This window comes from Dechloromonas sp. ARDL1 (genome assembly GCF_051122455.1).
In the GTDB taxonomy this organism is placed as follows: Bacteria; Pseudomonadota; Gammaproteobacteria; order Burkholderiales; family Rhodocyclaceae; genus Azonexus.
On record NZ_CP168939.1, the window covers coordinates 4,068,507 to 4,084,234 of the forward strand.

At 62.5% G+C, this 15,728-nt stretch carries 14 protein-coding genes; 13 read left to right on the forward strand and 1 reads right to left on the reverse strand.

Features of this window, described 5'->3' with window-relative positions; all coding sequences use genetic code 11:
- Positions 1–78: 78 nt before the first annotated feature.
- Positions 79–984, forward strand: coding sequence for a LysR substrate-binding domain-containing protein (locus AB6Q56_RS20145; RefSeq protein ID WP_434514804.1), 906 nt, complete (start codon positions 79–81; stop codon positions 982–984).
- Here the strand turns inward: AB6Q56_RS20145 and AB6Q56_RS20150 are convergent.
- Positions 966–5,975 (reverse strand): EAL domain-containing protein, encoded by a 5,010-nt coding sequence (locus AB6Q56_RS20150; protein WP_434514805.1) that lies wholly within the window; start codon positions 5,973–5,975, stop codon positions 966–968. The genes AB6Q56_RS20145 and AB6Q56_RS20150 overlap by 19 nt on opposite strands.
- Before the next feature lie 270 nt (positions 5,976–6,245).
- Here AB6Q56_RS20150 and AB6Q56_RS20155 point away from each other — a divergent pair, with 270 nt between their 5' ends.
- The 12 genes from AB6Q56_RS20155 to hypB all read left to right on the forward strand — a co-directional run bounded on the left by AB6Q56_RS20155 (position 6,246) and on the right by hypB (position 15,726).
- The gene (locus tag AB6Q56_RS20155; RefSeq protein ID WP_434514806.1) at positions 6,246–7,346 is read left to right on the forward strand and encodes a hydrogenase small subunit; all 1,101 of its coding nucleotides are present in this window, start codon (positions 6,246–6,248) and stop codon (positions 7,344–7,346) included.
- Positions 7,347–7,350: 4 nt separating this feature from the next.
- Positions 7,351–9,147 (forward strand): nickel-dependent hydrogenase large subunit, encoded by a 1,797-nt coding sequence (locus tag AB6Q56_RS20160; RefSeq protein ID WP_434514807.1) that lies wholly within the window; start codon positions 7,351–7,353, stop codon positions 9,145–9,147.
- A 22-nt stretch (positions 9,148–9,169) separates the two neighbouring features.
- Positions 9,170–9,874, forward strand: coding sequence for a Ni/Fe-hydrogenase, b-type cytochrome subunit (cybH, locus tag AB6Q56_RS20165; RefSeq protein WP_434514808.1), 705 nt, complete (start codon positions 9,170–9,172; stop codon positions 9,872–9,874).
- A gap of 150 nt (positions 9,875–10,024) precedes the next feature.
- A complete protein-coding gene (locus tag AB6Q56_RS20170; RefSeq protein WP_434514809.1) occupies positions 10,025–10,639 on the forward strand; it encodes a HyaD/HybD family hydrogenase maturation endopeptidase in 615 nt (204 codons plus the stop codon).
- Positions 10,640–10,702: 63 nt separating this feature from the next.
- Positions 10,703–11,005, forward strand: coding sequence for a HypC/HybG/HupF family hydrogenase formation chaperone (locus AB6Q56_RS20175; protein ID WP_434514810.1), 303 nt, complete (start codon positions 10,703–10,705; stop codon positions 11,003–11,005).
- Positions 11,002–11,457 carry a hypothetical protein gene (locus tag AB6Q56_RS20180; protein ID WP_434514811.1) on the forward strand — a complete coding sequence of 152 codons (456 nt, stop codon included), beginning with the start codon at positions 11,002–11,004 and terminating at the stop codon, positions 11,455–11,457. The genes AB6Q56_RS20175 and AB6Q56_RS20180 overlap by 4 nt, the downstream gene beginning before the upstream one ends.
- Positions 11,454–12,317: a hydrogenase expression/formation protein gene (locus AB6Q56_RS20185; protein WP_434514812.1), complete on the forward strand. Its 864-nt coding sequence runs from the start codon at positions 11,454–11,456 to the stop codon at positions 12,315–12,317. Before AB6Q56_RS20180 ends, AB6Q56_RS20185 begins: the two co-directional genes overlap by 4 nt.
- Before the next feature lie 166 nt (positions 12,318–12,483).
- On the forward strand, positions 12,484–12,681 hold the full coding sequence (locus AB6Q56_RS20190; protein ID WP_434514813.1) for a rubredoxin: 198 nt from the start codon (positions 12,484–12,486) through the stop codon (positions 12,679–12,681).
- 153 nt (positions 12,682–12,834) lie between these two features.
- Complete coding sequence (gene hybE / locus AB6Q56_RS20195) at positions 12,835–13,311, forward strand: [NiFe]-hydrogenase assembly chaperone HybE (protein WP_434514814.1); 477 nt, start codon at positions 12,835–12,837, stop codon at positions 13,309–13,311.
- Positions 13,308–14,216 (forward strand): hypothetical protein, encoded by a 909-nt coding sequence (locus AB6Q56_RS20200; RefSeq protein WP_434514815.1) that lies wholly within the window; start codon positions 13,308–13,310, stop codon positions 14,214–14,216. Before hybE ends, AB6Q56_RS20200 begins: the two co-directional genes overlap by 4 nt.
- Entirely contained in the window at positions 14,209–14,550 is a 342-nt protein-coding gene (hypA, locus tag AB6Q56_RS20205) for a hydrogenase maturation nickel metallochaperone HypA (protein WP_434514816.1), read from the forward strand. The genes AB6Q56_RS20200 and hypA overlap by 8 nt, the downstream gene beginning before the upstream one ends.
- A 24-nt stretch (positions 14,551–14,574) precedes the next feature.
- Positions 14,575–15,726, forward strand: coding sequence for a hydrogenase nickel incorporation protein HypB (hypB, locus tag AB6Q56_RS20210; protein WP_434514817.1), 1,152 nt, complete (start codon positions 14,575–14,577; stop codon positions 15,724–15,726).
- Positions 15,727–15,728: the final 2 nt, after the last annotated feature.

Here is a 15,728-nt window from a genome sequence, read left to right on the forward strand (position 1 = left end):
ATGTATTTATAATAGAGGCTATAGTTTAACCCTATAGTAAAAGTGGATTTTGCAAAGTCCGCACTTTTGGAGAACCGCATGACACTGACCGAATTGCGCTACATCGTGGCCCTGGCACAGGATGGAAACTTCAGTCGGGCGGCAGAACGTTGTTCCGTCAGCCAGCCGACCTTGAGTGTCGCCATTGCGCGCCTTGAGGATGAATTGGGCGTGCAGTTGTTCGAGCGCGGCAAGGGTTTTGTCAGCCCGAGCGCGGTGGGTATCAGAGTGGTCGAGCAGGCGCAGCGGACGCTCGAGGAAGCGGAGCAGGTGCGCCAGATTGCGATGTGGGGGCGCAACCAGTTGCAGGGGCCGCTGCGCCTCGGGGTCATCCATACGATCGGACCCTACCTGCTCCCCTTGTTGATTCAGTCGTTGCGCCGCCTGGCTCCCGAGATGCCGCTGGCCATCGAGGAGAACATGACCGCCAGCCTGGCCGAGATGTTGCGCGACAACGAAATCGATGTCGCCATCCTGGCGCTTCCGTTCGACATGCCCGGCGTTGTCACCCGTGCGGTGTACGACGAAGCCTTCAAGGTCATCGTGCCGCGCGGTCACGCCTGGGAGCGCAAGCAAGTGATCCTGCCGGAGGAGGTCGCAGGTGACGAAGTCTTGTTGCTCAAGGCCGGCAACTGTTTCCGTGATCAGGTGTTGGGGGCTTGTCCTCAGGTCAGCAGCCCGGAAACCGGGGTTCGTCTCGGGCACTCGATCGGAACCATACGTTGCATGGTTGCCTCGGGCCTGGGGGTTTCCGTGCTCCCCGACAGCGCTTTGCAATACCCGTATAGCAACGATTTGATCAGCGTGATTCCGTTTGCGCCGCCTGCGCCGTCGCGTCGTGTCGCGCTTGCCTGGCGTGCTGGTTTTGTCCGACCGCGCGCTATCGATGCCTTGTTGGCTGCTTTCCGTCAGCTTGAATCGTCGGCTTATCGTCTTCTGGATTGAGCGGAAATCAGAACCTCGGCCTGGGTTTGCTGAATGCGTTCGTTCAATTCCGCCGAGCTGGCGCAGAATTCCTGACGCAGCGCGTCGCGTGCCGGGATATCGTCGGCTTGGTGCAGGTTGATCAGTTGACGCCCGATGGCATGGACGCGGGCGTGGATCTCGGGGATCGCCCTGAAGGCTTCGATCGCAGCGTAGCGCTGACTTCCCGCACTGTTGTACCAGCGTGCAAAGCGGCAAGTCGTATGCTCCGTGGCCGGAGGTGGGGCGTTTCCCGTGGTGTCGTCCAGGTAGGCGTGGAGGGAGCGGGTCCAGCGCTTGTGGTCCACTTCGGCGATCAGCATGGGCAGGTCTTCGCGCGACCAGTTGAAGGCATTGCCCAGATTCCACAATTCATCCGGCTGGAACCTGGCGATCCACGTTGGCAACTCCTCGGCGGGCATCGGGCGGGCGATGCCGAAGCCTTGGGCCATGTCGCAGCCAAGCAAGAGGAGCACCAGGCCGTGCTCGACGGTTTCGACCCCTTCGGCAATGACCGAGCGGCGGAAGGCCTGGGTCAGACCGATGACGCCTTCGACGATGGCGAGATCGTCCGGATTGTCGAGCATGTCACGGACGAAGGATTGGTCGATTTTCAGGATGTCGGCGGGCAGGCGCCGGAAATAAGTCAGTGAGGAATAGCCGGTGCCGAAGTCGTCCAGCGCGAAGCTGACGCCGAGGTTGCGGCACTCGGTAAACAGGGCGGCCGTGGTGCCGACGTCGGCAAGGGCTGCCGTTTCGAGGATTTCGAGTTCGATCTGGGAGGGAAAGACTGCAGGATAGCAGGTCAGCAATTCGCCTAGGCGCTGCGAGAAGCCCGGGTTCTGCAGGTGATTGCCGGCGATGTTGATGCTGACCGAAACCCGGAGGCCCGATTCGCTTAGCCATATATCGAGCTGCTTCAGGGTTTCGTTGATTACCCAGTCGCCGATTTCGATGGCGGTTTCGGTTCCTTCGACAACGGGCAGGAAACTGGCCGGCAGGAGAATGCCGCGCTCGGGGTGCTGCCAGCGAATCAGCGCTTCGGCCCCGACGACCGTTCCCTGACGCATGTCAACCTTGGGTTGAAAGTACAGCCGGAATTCATTGTTGGCCAGGGCTTCGCGTATGCGGCCGATTTCCTCCCGGCGAATCCGGGCGCGACGGTCATTTTCGGGATCGAACAGGTGATAGCGGTTGCGACCCGCCTGCTTGGCGGCGTACATCGCCTGATCGGCATGACGGAGCAGGGTGTCGGAGTCGGCGCCGTCATGCGGATAGAGTGTCACGCCGATACTGGCGGCAATGGAGACTTGGCGTTGCGAGACGCGGAAAGGCTGCGCCAGTGCATTGATGATGCGCCCCATGGCAAGTTCGCATTCGTGCAGGTCTTCGAGGTTGGCGATGAGCAGCACGAATTCGTCGCCGCCCAGGCGGGCGACGGTATCCCCGGCCCGGACGCAGGTCTTCAGGCGCTGGGCGACATCGATCAAGAGGTAGTCACCGACCGAATGGCCGAACTCGTCGTTGATCGGTTTGAAGTTGTCGAGGTCGAGGTAGCAGACGGCCAGCATCTTGCTGCTGCGTTCGGTCTGGGCCATGGCCAGTTGCATGCGGTCGCCGAGCAGCATGCGGTTGGGTAACTGGGTCAGGGCATCGAAATGAGCAAGGTGTTCGAGGCGTTGCTGGTGCTGCTTGATGACCGTGATGTCCGAGAAGATGGCGACGTAGTGGGAGATCACGCCGCTCCGATCACGTACGGCGGAAACGGTCAGTTGTTCGACAAAAATTTCACCGGATTTCTTCCTGTTCCAGATTTCTCCCTGCCAGTAGCCATCCTGTGCGATGGTGTTCCACATGTCGCTGTAAAAGGCGGCATCGTGGTGGCCGGACTTGAGCAGGTCCGGTGTCTGGCCGATGGCTTCGGCACGGCTGTAACCGGTCAGCTCGGTAAAGGTACTGTTGACCTCGACGATTCTGCCTTTTTCGTTGGTGATCATGATGCCTTCGTGGGCATTGTCGAATACGCTGGCAGCCAGGCGCTGTCGTTCCTCTGCGCGCAAACGTTCGCTGATGTCCTGAGAGACGGCGATCAAGGCTGGCTTCCCATCCCAGTAACCGCGGGTTACCCGGGTTTCGATCTGGATTTCAGTACCGTTGGCGCACAGAATCGGCAGTGGGCAACTGCAGGTACGGCCGGCAACGATGTCGGCCATGCGCTCTTCGGCCTGCTCCCGCAGGTTGGCTGGGTGTACGGTCAGAACCGGCTTGCCTTTGAGTTGATTCTGGTCGTAGCCGAGGGTTTCGGTTACCGCCCGGTTGTGATGCAGGATGGCACCCTCGCCGTCGAGAACGAATATGAAGTCGCTCAACGCATCGAAAATGCCGCTCAGGTTCTGCTGCAGGCGCCGGGATTCATCCAGGGCATTCAGGCGCTGCAGGGTCTGGCCAACGGTCTGGCAGAGGATTTCCAGCGAGTGCAGCGTGGCCTGGGAAATGCACGAACTCAGCTTTCCCCCGAGAACCAGGCAGGCAATGGTGCGCTCGTCGATCAGGATCGGCAGTTGTACCAGGCTGCGCAATCCTTCGGCGCGCAGGATCGCTGGTTCCAGTGGATTGATTCCGGGCTGGTCATCGAAGTCGGCTTCCCGCATGCAGACCGGCTTGCCCCCGGCGGCCTGGCGAGCAAAGGGAGTGCTGGCCGGGAAGCTGAGTGTATTTCCGAGGAACTCGAGGGAGAGTCCTTCATGAGCGAGAAGTTGGTAGCTATCGTCCGGATGGAGGAGGTAGGCGCTGCCGACGCTCAATTCGGGGAAGCGCAACATGGCCTTGAGCACGGAGGCCATGACGACATCGCGGCTCGGCTCGGTGGCAAGGCTTTGCGCCAGATCATGTTCGATCTCCAGGCGCAAGGCGGCATTTTTTCGTTCCGAGATGTCGACGGCGGAAGCGATCACGACGGTCCGGCCAAAATAGCTGGCCGTGCGCAGACGTACCTCAATCGGAAAGACCTGGTCCCGGGCGTTACGGGCCAGCGTTTCGAATACTTGCGGCATGCCGGCCAAGGCGGCATTAATTTTGTTATCGATGGCCGGCAGGTCGCACAGGCCGGGCAGGACCAGAAATTCGTGAGTCTGTCCGAGCAGTTCGCTGCGCGGAAAGCCGAAGAGCTGCTCGGCGCTGCTGTTGGCGTCGAGAAAGCATCGGTCGTCCGCCTGGATGAACAGGGCCTCGCCAATGCTGTCGAAAATACCGCGAAAGGTATTCAGGCTGCTGCTGAGGCCTTGGGCATTACGCCCGTGCTCGATGACCAGTGCGGTCATTTGTGCCGCCTGGGCAATCAGGCCGAGATGGACCTCTGCGGGATTCGTCGGTGTGCGGTAGTAAGCGGTGAACGTGCCGAGCAACTGCCCGCGAGAGCCAATGACCGGTTCGGACCAGCAAGCCGAGAAATCCCCTGCTTTGGCAAGGTCGCGGTACCTGACCCAGTTCGGATGTTCGAATACATTGTCCACGATGACCCGCTGGCGCAGTGCGGCGGCGGCGCCGGACGAGCCTGAATCGGGGGCAATAATCAGTCCGTCGATTGCCTGGTGATACGCCGCCGGCATGCTGGGTGCGGCGCCGATGTGCAGGGATGTGCCTTGGTTGTCGGCGAGCATCACCGAGCACCTCCACCCGGGAATTTCAGCTTCGAACGAGCGGGCGATGAGTTCGAGAACCTTTTCCAGGCTGTCGCCGCCGATCAGCGCCGACAAGGCCGTATTGCGCAGGTGCATCGCCTCTGCGGCGCGTTTGCACGCCGAAATGTCCTGGGCGAATCCGACGGTGCCCAGCAAGGTGCCGTCGTCGTCGACCACGGGCGCCTTGTAGGTCTCGTGCCAGACAGCGGCATGGCCGACCATGATGGGTTCGACGAAGACCTTCTTTTGTCGCGATGCCATGACCGAGCGATCGTCGGCGCGATAGTGTTCGGCTAGCGCTGGCGGCCAGAGATCGAGGTCTTTTTTGCCGATCAGGCTATCTGTCTGGTCGCATTCCGCAGCTTCGGAGAACGCGCGATTGACGCTCAGGAAGCGCGACTCGGTATCCTTGAGCCAGACCGGGAAAGGAAAGTTGTCGAGCAGTGCGCGCTGACAGCGCTCCTTGCGTGTGGTGTCTTCCAGCAGTTTATCGCGGGCCTGCTCCAAGGCCTGTCGCTCGCAAATGGCATGGTCCAGCAACTCGTGCTTGAGCGGGGTCATCAGCGCGTGCTCCGAGAGCAGGCCGACCAGATGGCCGCCGCGATCGACGACGGCCAGGTGGCGAATGTCGTGATCGAGCATGCGTTGGGCTGCCTCGGCCAGCGGTCGGTCGCTGTCGATGGTGATCGTCGGGCTGGTCATGACGGTACCCAATGGCGCCGCGCCTTCGCCGCGCAGGAAAAGCCGGACCACATCACGTTCGGTCAAGATGCCTAGCGGCTTGCGCCCGTCGGCGACGATGGCGCAGCTGCAGCGAACCGCTTCCATGGCAGTCAGCGCATCGCCGAGCGCGGCATCCGGCGGCAGGCGTGGAAAGCGCGTCTCCATCAATGTATCGACGCTGTTCAAATGCATGAAGAAATCGGGGCCGAGGTGCTTGCGGAAATCGGATTCGGTGACCGTACCGACCGGGAGTCCGGCCTGGTCGGTCACGACAATGCGACGAATGCCGAGATTCGCTGCCTCCCGATAAGCTTCGCGGAAATCCGTGTTAGCCGTAACAGTGTGAACCGGGCTGCTCATCGCTTCCCGGGCGGGCTGGTCCGGCGATCCTCCACGACGCATGATGCGCAACAGGTCGCTTTCGGTCACGATGCCGACGGCAGCTCCGTTGTCGGTGATGATGACCGACGAGACGCCGCGCGAGAGCATCCGCGCAGCAAGCTCACGCAAGCTGGTCTCCGGTGACATGCGGTCGCTGTGATCCTTAACCAGCTCGATAATTGTGGGCACGCGTTCCTCCTTTCGCGAATTTTAGAACGAGTCCACCGAGCCCGTGCTGATGCTGATCAATTGTGACGAACAGCTTCATATTTGATGTGGAATTAATTCTTCCACTTTGGATACTTGTTTTTCAGTTGTCTCGCAGCGAGTGGTGTTGGGTGTTTGATTGCTTGTTGGTAAATGCCTTGATTTTCATCAAGAAAACGCGTCTTGTTCGAGCGTGGCACACGCCTTGCGTTGGTTGCTCCGGAGACAAAACAACCAACGGGGGATTGCCAAGTGACAGAAACATTCTATGAAGTGCTGCGCCGCCAGGGCATCACCCGGCGCAGTTTCCTGAAATTCTGCAGCCTGACCGCGACTTCGCTCGGCTTGGGTTCCGCGGCAGCACCGCGCATTGCCCATGCGCTGGAAACCAAGCCGCGTACGCCGGTGATCTGGCTGCACGGCCTGGAGTGCACCTGCTGTTCCGAATCCTTCATCCGCTCGGCGCACCCGCTGACCAAGGATGTCGTGCTCTCCATGCTCTCCCTCGACTACGACGACACCCTGATGGCCGCTGCCGGCCACCAGGCCGAGGCGATCATCGAGGAGGTCAAGAAGAAGTACAAGGGCAACTACATCGTGGCGGTGGAAGGCAATCCGCCGCTCAACGAAGACGGCATGTTCTGCATCCATGGCGGTCGCCCCTTCGTCGAAGTACTGAAGGAAACCTGTGCCGACGCCAAGGCGATCATCAGCTGGGGCGCCTGCGCCTCCTACGGTTGCGTGCAGGCCGCCAAGCCGAATCCGACGCGCGCCACGCCGGTGCACAAGGTCATTTCCGGCAAGCCGATCATCAACGTGCCGGGGTGCCCGCCGATTGCGGAAGTCATGACCGGCGTCGTCACCTACATGCTGACCTTCGACCGCATTCCCGAGCTGGATCGCCAGGGCCGCCCGAAGATGTTCTACGGCCAGCGCATCCATGACAAGTGCTACCGCCGTGGCCATTTCGACGCCGGCCAGTTCGCCGAAGCCTGGGATGACGAGGGGGCGCGCAAGGGTTACTGCCTGTACAAGATGGGCTGCAAGGGCCCGACCACCTACAACGCCTGTTCGTCCATGCGCTGGAACGGCGGCGTCAGCTGGCCGGTGCAATCCGGCCACGGCTGTATCGGCTGCTCGGAAGAAGGCTTCTGGGACAAGGGCAGCTTCTACGACCGCGTGACCTCGATCACGCCGTTCGGCGCCGAAGCGAATGCCGACTCTATCGGCAAGGCTGCCGCCGGTACCGTCGGCGCCGCGATTGCCGCCCATGCCGCCGTGACGGCACTGGCCCGCGCCCGCCAGAAGGCCGGCGAATCTGCCAGCACCAGTGAAGAACAGAAGGGGGAATAATTAGATGGCTGCCTACGAAACCCAAGGCTTCAAGCTCGACAACTCCGGCAAGCGCGTCGTCGTCGACCCGGTCTGCCGTATCGAGGGCCACCTGCGCGTGGAAGTGAACCTCGACGACAAGAACGTCATCCGCAACGCCGTCTCCACCGGTACCATGTGGCGCGGTCTGGAAGTCATCCTCAAGGGCCGCGACCCGCGCGACGCCTGGGCCTTCACCGAACGTATCTGCGGCGTGTGTACCGGCACCCACGCGCTGACCTCGGTGCGCGCCGTCGAGGACGCGCTGAAGATCCAGATTCCGGAAAACGCCAACACTATCCGCAATCTGATGCAGCTGAATTTGTACATTCACGATCATCTGGTGCACTTCTACCATCTGCATGCGCTGGACTGGGTCGATGTCGTGTCGGCGCTGAAGGCCGATCCGAAGGCGACCTCGACGCTGGCACAGAGCATTTCGTCGTGGCCGCTGTCGTCGCCGGGCTATTTCCGCGACATCCAGAACCGCCTGAAGAAATTCGTCGAATCGGGCCAGCTCGGCCCCTTCATGAACGGCTACTGGGGCAACCCGGCCTACAAGCTGCCGCCGGAAGCCAACCTGATGGCCGTGGCGCACTATCTCGAAGCCCTCGACTTCCAGAAGGACCTGGTCAAGGTCCACACCATTTTCGGCGGCAAGAACCCGCACCCGAACTGGCTGGTCGGCGGCGTGCCCTGCGCCATCAACCTCGAAGGCGTCGGTGCCGTCGGGGCGGTGAACATGGAGCGCCTGAACCTGGTCAAGAGCATCATCGACCGCGCTACCGAATTCGTCGAGCAGGTGTACATTCCCGACCTGCTGGCCATCGGCTCCTTCTACAAGGGCTGGCTGTACGGCGGCGGTTTGTCGTCCAAGAACCTGCTGTCCTACGGCGACATTCCGCAGAAGGCCAACGACTACACCTCGGGTAACCTGCTGCTGCCGCGCGGCGCGATCATCAACGGCAAGCTGGACGAAATCCACCCGGTCGACCTGAAGGACCCGGAGCAGGTGCAGGAATTCGTCGCCCACTCCTGGTACAAGTACCCGGACGAGACCAAGGGCCTGCACCCGTTCGACGGCGTTACCGAGCCCAGTTTCGTGCTCGGCCCCAACACCAAGGGCACCAAGACCAACATCAAGGAACTGGATGAAGGCGGCAAGTATTCGTGGATCAAGGCACCGCGCTGGCGCGGTCACGCCATGGAAGTCGGCTGCCTGCCGCGCATGGTGCTCGGCTACCTGCAGCCCAAGCAGTATCCGGAAATCCACGGTCTGGTCGAAGGTGCGCTGAAGAAGCTCGACGTACCGGTTACCGCGCTGTTCTCGACGCTCGGCCGCACTGCGGCGCGCGGTCTGGAAACGGCGTATTGCGTCAAGCTGCAGAGCCAGCAATTCGACAAGCTGATGGCCAACCTGAAGGCGGGCGATCTGAATACCGCCAATATCGAGAAATGGGAACCGAGCACCTGGCCGAAGGAAGCCATGGGCGCCGGCTTCACCGAAGCCCCGCGTGGTGCGCTCGGCCACTGGATCAAGATCAAGGACACCAAGATCGACAACTACCAGTGCGTCGTGCCGACTACCTGGAACGGCGGTCCGCGCGACCACAAGGGCCAGATCGGTGCCTTCGAGGCCTCGCTGATGGATACCCCGGTAGCCAAGGCGGACGAGCCGCTCGAAATCCTGCGCACGCTGCATTCCTTCGATCCCTGCCTGGCCTGCTCGACGCACGTGATGAGTCCGGACGGCCAGGAAATGACGTCGGTCAAGGTCCGCTGAGCGGTCCGGAAAGGAGGCAATCATGCTCTCTCAACAGGACATGCTGGAGGCCGAACGGCACGGTAAACAGGTTCGTTCGATCTACGTCTACGAAGCGCCGGTGCGGCTCTGGCACTGGATCAATGCCTTGTGCATGGTGATTCTCGCGGTGACCGGCTACTTCATCGGCAAACCCTTGCCGACCGTGCCCGGCGAAGCCGCGGAGAATTTCCTGATGGGCTATATCCGCTTCGCCCATTTCGCCGCGGCTTACATCTTTGCCATTGGCCTGCTCGGCCGCATTTACTGGGCCATTGTCGGCAACCACCACGCCAAGCAGATTTTCAAGCTGCCGATCACCAATCCGCAGTGGTGGAGCGAAGTGTTTTTCGAGTTGCGCTGGTACATGTTCCTCGAAAAGACGCCCAAGAAATACGTCGGTCACAACCCGATGGCCCAGCTGATGATGTTCTTCTTCTTCACCGTACTGGCGGTCGGCATGGTGTTTACCGGCTTCGCGCTGTACAGCGAAGGCGCCGGGCTCGGCCATTGGAGCGACGTGCTGTTCGGCTGGCTCATTCCGCTGTTCGGCGGTTCGATGCAGGTGCACAGCCTGCATCGCCTGGGCATGTGGATCATGATGACCTTCGTGCTGGTGCATGTCTATGCAGCCATCCGCGAAGACATCATGAGTCGCCAATCGTTGATCTCCACGATGATCAGCGGCTGGCGGATGTTCAAGGACTGATGCCCGTGTCGGCTGAGGCCGCGTGGTCGGTGCGTACCGCGCAGCGCTGCTGCCGGCGCAGTCTCGCCAGCGCTCAGGTTTAAGGTTTACCTTGCGTTTGCCCCGGCTCGCACCCTCACGCGACCGGGGCGTTTTTTTCGGAAGATGACGATGGATTCCAAACGCATTCTGGTTCTCGGTATCGGCAACCTGCTGTGGGCCGATGAAGGCTTCGGCGTGCGTTGCGTCGAAGCAATCAATGCCGGCTGGACGTTTCCGCCGCAGGTGACGCTGATGGATGGCGGCACGCAGGGTCTCTACCTGTTGCCCTATGTGCAGGAAGCGGATTGTCTGCTGGTCTTCGATGCCGTCGATTACGGCGACGCGCCGGGGACGATGCGCGAAGTGATCGGCGATCAGGTGCCGCGCTTCATGGGCGCGAAAAAGATGAGCCTGCACCAGACCGGTTTCCAGGAAGTTCTGATGGCCGCCGAGCTGACCGGCAAACTGCCGAAAGAACTGGTGCTGATCGGCGTGCAGCCCGAGGAGCTCGAGGACTATGGCGGTAGCTTGCGCGATGTGGTCAAGGCGCAGATGGCGCCGGCGCTCGCCAAGGCGCTCGACTGGCTTGCGCGTTGGGGTGCGCCGGGGGGCACTCGTGACGAGGTTGCCGAACCGATTACCGATACGGCCCTGGCGATCGACGTCTACGAGGGCGAGCGCCCGCCGGCCGACCAGGCCTATCGCCTGGGCGATGCCCGTTTCCTGAACATGGGGGCGGCATGATCGCCGGGCACTCCTGGCTCGCTCGCCCCTTGTCGCGCTGCCGGGTTGCAGGAGCGGCCTGACATGTGCCTTGGCATTCCCGCACAGGTGATCGAGTCCGGTGAGCACTTCGCCCGCTGCCGCAGCCGTAACGGCGAACTGCGGGTCGATCTCAGCCTGGTTGGCGCGCAGCCGCCGGGAACCTGGCTGCTCACCTTTCTCGATGCCGCGCGCGAGATCATACCGGCCGAGCGGGCTGCGGCCATCGATGCGGCACTCGATGCGCTGGCAGCCGCCCAGTCCGGCGCTACCGATTTTTCCGCGTTTTTCGCAGATCTCGACCGCGAACCCCAACTACCCGATTTTCTGAGGACACAACAATCATGAGCCTCCAGCTTTCTCCCGGCCCGACCTCGCTCGACCGGTTGCAGTCGGCGATTGCCCGCATGCAGAGCAAGCACGCCTTCCGCCGCCTCGAAGGTGACAGCCCCGAGTTCCCGGCCGGCCTCGCGGCTGTACTGATCACCGATGACCCGCAGCGCAATCTCGAGGTGCTCGACGCCTGCGTCATTTTGCCCGAGGCCCTCAAGCCGCTGGGCGACCAGGTTTCCCGCCATGTCGCGGGGCCCGATACGGCGCCTGCCCTGATGCAGCAATTCGGCATCGCGCGCGCGCCTGCCGTCGTTTTCCTGCGCGATGGCGAGTTCGTCGGTTCCCTGAACGGCATTCGTGACTGGGGCGAATACCAGTCCGAAGTTACCCGCCTGCTCAGCGGTCCGGCCCAGCCGAAGCCGATCGGTATTCCTGTTCGTGTTGCCGCGCAAGGAGGTTGCGTATGAATCCGTCGACGATGCGTCCCTTCCCGATTTCCGTCGTTGCCATGGGGCCGGGGTCCCAGGGCGAGGAAGCGCCGGACTACCTGCCCATGCCCAAGGGGATGGAAACCTTCCATCAGCCGCGACTGCCTGACAACGCCTCGCCGGAATCCGTCGACCAGGCGGCCCGCCTGCTCGGGGTCTTCCTTGAGGGGGCGACGCATGCGGGTATGGCCGGAGGAGCGAAACTCGACCTGCTCGGGTTGGAGGCCGGGGTGCGCGATGTGATCAACCAGTCGATGGGTTTTGGCGAGGTCAGTGCCTTTACCACCGCGCCGGAGCATTGGCGCGTGCAGGAGACGGCTTTCGCCGGCATCTGGCGCGTACTCAAAATGGCCGACGATGGCGCGATGCTGGTCGACAGACTGGAAACGGGCGCCATTCCAGAAGTTCTCACCGATGCCATGCTGAGGGCGGCCGAGGCGACGCTTCCGCCTCCCGACTATCCGGTCGGCTGCATGAACGCCCAGGCCTTGGTCGAGGAAATCCGCATGCAGGCCGCCGCGTTCAAACCGGGCCAGCCGGCGCACATCATCAACCTGACCCTGTTGCCGGTTTCCGACGCCGATCTCGATACCCTTTACGGTTGGCTGGGGCACCGAGAGGTATCGCTGCTGTCGCGTGGCTACGGCAATTGCCGCATCACCAGCACGCGGCTGCGGAACGTCTGGTGGGTGCAGTACTTCAACAGCATGGACACCCTGATCCTGAACTCCATCGAAATCGTCGGCATGCCCGACGTGGCGCTGGCGGCGGACGAAGACTTCGGCGATTCGGTTGAGCGCCTGCGTGAATACCTCGACATGATGGTCGAACCCGTCTGATACGGCATCGCGGAATAGTTGCGTCGAAACCGAAAGCGAGCGTTCGCGCCGCTGGCGCAGTCGCTCGTACTCGCGTTAGCATGGGCGTGCCCCGGCATGCAATTGGGGGCGAAATGCAATCGAGGCGTGCACGTCCTTTCGCCAATCACGAAGCTGATCACTGACCATGCGATTCGAAGGTTCACATCACGGCGTCAAGCCGGAAGACAAACTGGAATGCGGTATCTGCTGGTGGGTCTACGACCCCGAGCAGGGCGACGACGTGCGCGGTATTCCCCCCGGCGTGCCGTTCGCCGACCTGCCGGACGACTGGTGCTGCCCGGGCTGCGATGCGCCCAAGCACAAGTTCATGGTGACCGAATGAGCAGGGAGCAAGGTTCCAAGGCTTGCCTTGGAATGCGACCGACCGCGAATGAGGTCCGAGCCCTCCCTAGGCAGCTGGGGTCGGCAGCGGGTTCACTTGGGGTGTCGCTTGTTCTGTGTTTTTGGAGGGCGGAATGAGCCGAGGGTTGGCCGCGTGAAAGTCTGGGCGAACGATCCGTCGGCCGAACTGGTGTCGGTGTTCACGGACATCGCGCGCACCCGGATGGCCGACCTGCCGATCTGCAATGCAGCGCTGAGCGTCGAGGCGGTCGGTTTCGCGCGTACGCTACAAGGCCATTGGGCGGGCGTGATGATCACCCCTTGGGCCATCAACCTGCTGTGCCTGCCCGGCCAGGAAGCGGATTGGCCTGTCCTGGCCGCCTGCAGCAAGCACGACTGGCGCTTTCCGTCCGGAGATTACGAATTTACTGTCGCCGAGGAGGCGCGCATCGGTGTCTATCACCTCTGCTCGCTGTTCTCGCCCGCCTTCGAGTTTCCGACGCAGGAACAGGCCCGGCTGACCGCGTTGGCGGTGAGCCATGCCTTGCATGCCGGACCGATGGCGGCGCCGGAAGCTGCGCCGGCCAGGCCGGCTTCCGGGCGACGGGCCTTTCTCGGGTTGAGCCAATGACTTCGGCCGGCCAGCTGGTCGTGCGCGCCACTCACGATGGAGAGGTATTGCGCGATATCGCCGTCGATCTCCAGCGGCCATCGGTGACCCGCCTGTTCATAGGCCAGTTGCCCGATGTCGTGATCAAGACCGTGCCTTACCTGTTCACGCTCTGCGCCCACGCCCAGCGCGTGGCGGCGCAGGCGGCGGTCAATGTGGCGCTGGGCGAGACGCCGCGCACACCGGAGCACGCCGAACTGTGGATCGAAACGCTGCACGAGAACCTGTGGCGGCTGCTGCTGGACTGGCCGGTCGCCGTCGGCCTGCTGCCGGCCAAGGAGGCATTCATCGCGTGGCGTTCCGGACGCAATGGCGATGCGGTCGTCGCATCGACGGCAGAGCTGCGCGATACTGTCCTCAAGCCCCTGGCCGAGACCTGCCTGGAGCGTCTGGCGGCAGCGGGTGGCGATGCATCCCATGAGCAGCATGCCTTACCAGCGCTGGCGCCCGATGCCTGGCTGGATTATTGGCAAGGCATGCAGGCGCAGATGCCCGCGCAGCCCTTGCCGGAGTCGGTATCGGCCATCTACAGTGCCCGGCTGCGCGAAGTCGATGCCGCCCTGAACGCGCTGGAAACCGGCCGCCCCTTCCCGATCGCCTCCGCCGGCGGGGCGGGGTGGGGGGTAGGCCAGACGCTGACCGCACGTGGCGTACTAACGCACGCCGTCCATGTCGAGGACGGCAAGGTCGTCCGCTATCGCGTCCAGGCGCCAACCGACAGCTTGTTTGGCGATGCGCGGGCACTGACCGCCCTGCTTGCCAATCGTCGTTTTATTACCCTGGATCAAGCCCGCCAGGGGCTGGATCAGGCGATACTTGCCGCCGATCCCTGTCTGCCCTACGTCGTGGAACTGCAAGATGCATGAAATGTCGCTCGCCGAAGGCGTGCTCCAACTCGTTGAAGACACCGCGCTGCGCGAGCGGGCCCTGCGCGTGAAACTGGTGGTGCTGGAAATCGGCCGCATGTCGTCGGTGCAGCCCGATGCCCTGCGTTTTTGCTTCGATGCAGTCACCCGGGGCAGCATCGCCGACGGCGCGGCGCTGGAGATCGTCGACGTGCCGGGCAGCGGATGGTGCATGAAATGCGCGGCGACCGTGCCGATGGAAGCGCTTTACGGTGCCTGCCCGACTTGCGGCAGTCATCAGGTGCAGGCGACAGGCGGCACCGAAATGCGGGTCAAGGAAATTGAGATCGAGTGATCGAGGTCGAAAAAGGAGACAAGGATGTGTACGGTTTGCGGTTGCGGGGCGGGTGAAGTGAAGATCGAGGGCGGGGCGCATGAACATACCCACGTGCACGCCGACGGCACGGTGCATACGCATAGCCATGACCATGCGCACGATCACGCGCACGATCACGCCGAGGCAATGCCGGCCGGGGTGCATGCCCATTCGCATACGCACGTCGACGGCACGATGCATGTTCACGAGCATGTGCACCAGGGCGAGCACGCCCACGTGCATGGCCACACGCACGACCACGTGCATGCCGACGGTACGACGCACAGCCATGCGCATGACCATGCTCACGGCCATGTGCATGGCGGCGACCACGATCACCCGCACCACCATCACGAACACGCCATCGGCGGCGATCTCGACTACGGCACCGGCCCCGCGCGCGCCCACGTGCCGGGCATGAGCCAAGCGCGCATGGTGCAGATCGAGCAGGACATCCTTTCCAAGAACAACACCTACGCCGCCGCCAACCGCAGTTGGTTCGACGAGCGCGGCATCTTCGCGCTCAACCTTGTGTCCAGCCCCGGTTCGGGCAAGACCACGCTGCTCTGCAAGACCATCGAACTGTTGAAGGACAAGGTTGCCATCAACGTTGTCGAGGGCGACCAGCAGACCGCCAACGACGCCGAGCGCATCCGCGCCACCGGCGTGCCGGCGCTGCAGATCAACACCGGCAAGGGCTGCCACCTGGATGGACACATGGTTGGCCATGCCATGCAGCGCCTGCAGCCCAAGGATGAATCGTTGTTCCTGATCGAAAATGTCGGCAACCTCGTCTGTCCGGCGGCTTTCGACCTCGGCGAGCACCACAAGGTGGCGATCCTGTCGGTCACCGAAGGCGAGGACAAGCCACTCAAGTACCCGGATATGTTTGCCGCTGCCGACGTGATGCTGCTCAACAAGTGCGACTTGCTGCCCTACCTGAGCTTCGATGCCGATCTCGCCGAAGCCAACGCCCGTCGCGTCAATCCGAACCTGACCATCTTCCGTGTGTCGGCCACCAGCGGCGACGGCATGGGTGCCTGGCTGGACTGGATCGAGGCCGGGCTGGAAACGCAGCGCGCCAGGCACGGTGACAGCGTGGATGCGTTGAAGGCGCGGATTGCCGAACTGGAACGCCGGTTGGCAGCAAAATAGAC

Bases quoted from the DNA above. Each gene is read 5' to 3' on its own strand.
- AB6Q56_RS20145 (WP_434514804.1), top strand. From the start codon at position 79: ATGACACTGACCGAATTGCGCTACATCGTGGCCCTGGCACAGGATGGA.
- AB6Q56_RS20160 (WP_434514807.1), top strand. From the start codon at position 7,351: ATGGCTGCCTACGAAACCCAAGGCTTCAAGCTCGACAACTCCGGCAAG.
- cybH (WP_434514808.1), top strand. From the start codon at position 9,170: ATGCTCTCTCAACAGGACATGCTGGAGGCCGAACGGCACGGTAAACAG.
- AB6Q56_RS20170 (WP_434514809.1), top strand. From the start codon at position 10,025: ATGGATTCCAAACGCATTCTGGTTCTCGGTATCGGCAACCTGCTGTGG.
- AB6Q56_RS20175 (WP_434514810.1), top strand. From the start codon at position 10,703: ATGTGCCTTGGCATTCCCGCACAGGTGATCGAGTCCGGTGAGCACTTC.
- AB6Q56_RS20180 (WP_434514811.1), top strand. From the start codon at position 11,002: ATGAGCCTCCAGCTTTCTCCCGGCCCGACCTCGCTCGACCGGTTGCAG.
- AB6Q56_RS20185 (WP_434514812.1), top strand. From the start codon at position 11,454: ATGAATCCGTCGACGATGCGTCCCTTCCCGATTTCCGTCGTTGCCATG.
- AB6Q56_RS20190 (WP_434514813.1), top strand. From the start codon at position 12,484: ATGCGATTCGAAGGTTCACATCACGGCGTCAAGCCGGAAGACAAACTG.
- AB6Q56_RS20200 (WP_434514815.1), top strand. From the start codon at position 13,308: ATGACTTCGGCCGGCCAGCTGGTCGTGCGCGCCACTCACGATGGAGAG.
- hypA (WP_434514816.1), top strand. From the start codon at position 14,209: ATGCATGAAATGTCGCTCGCCGAAGGCGTGCTCCAACTCGTTGAAGAC.
- hypB (WP_434514817.1), top strand. From the start codon at position 14,575: ATGTGTACGGTTTGCGGTTGCGGGGCGGGTGAAGTGAAGATCGAGGGC.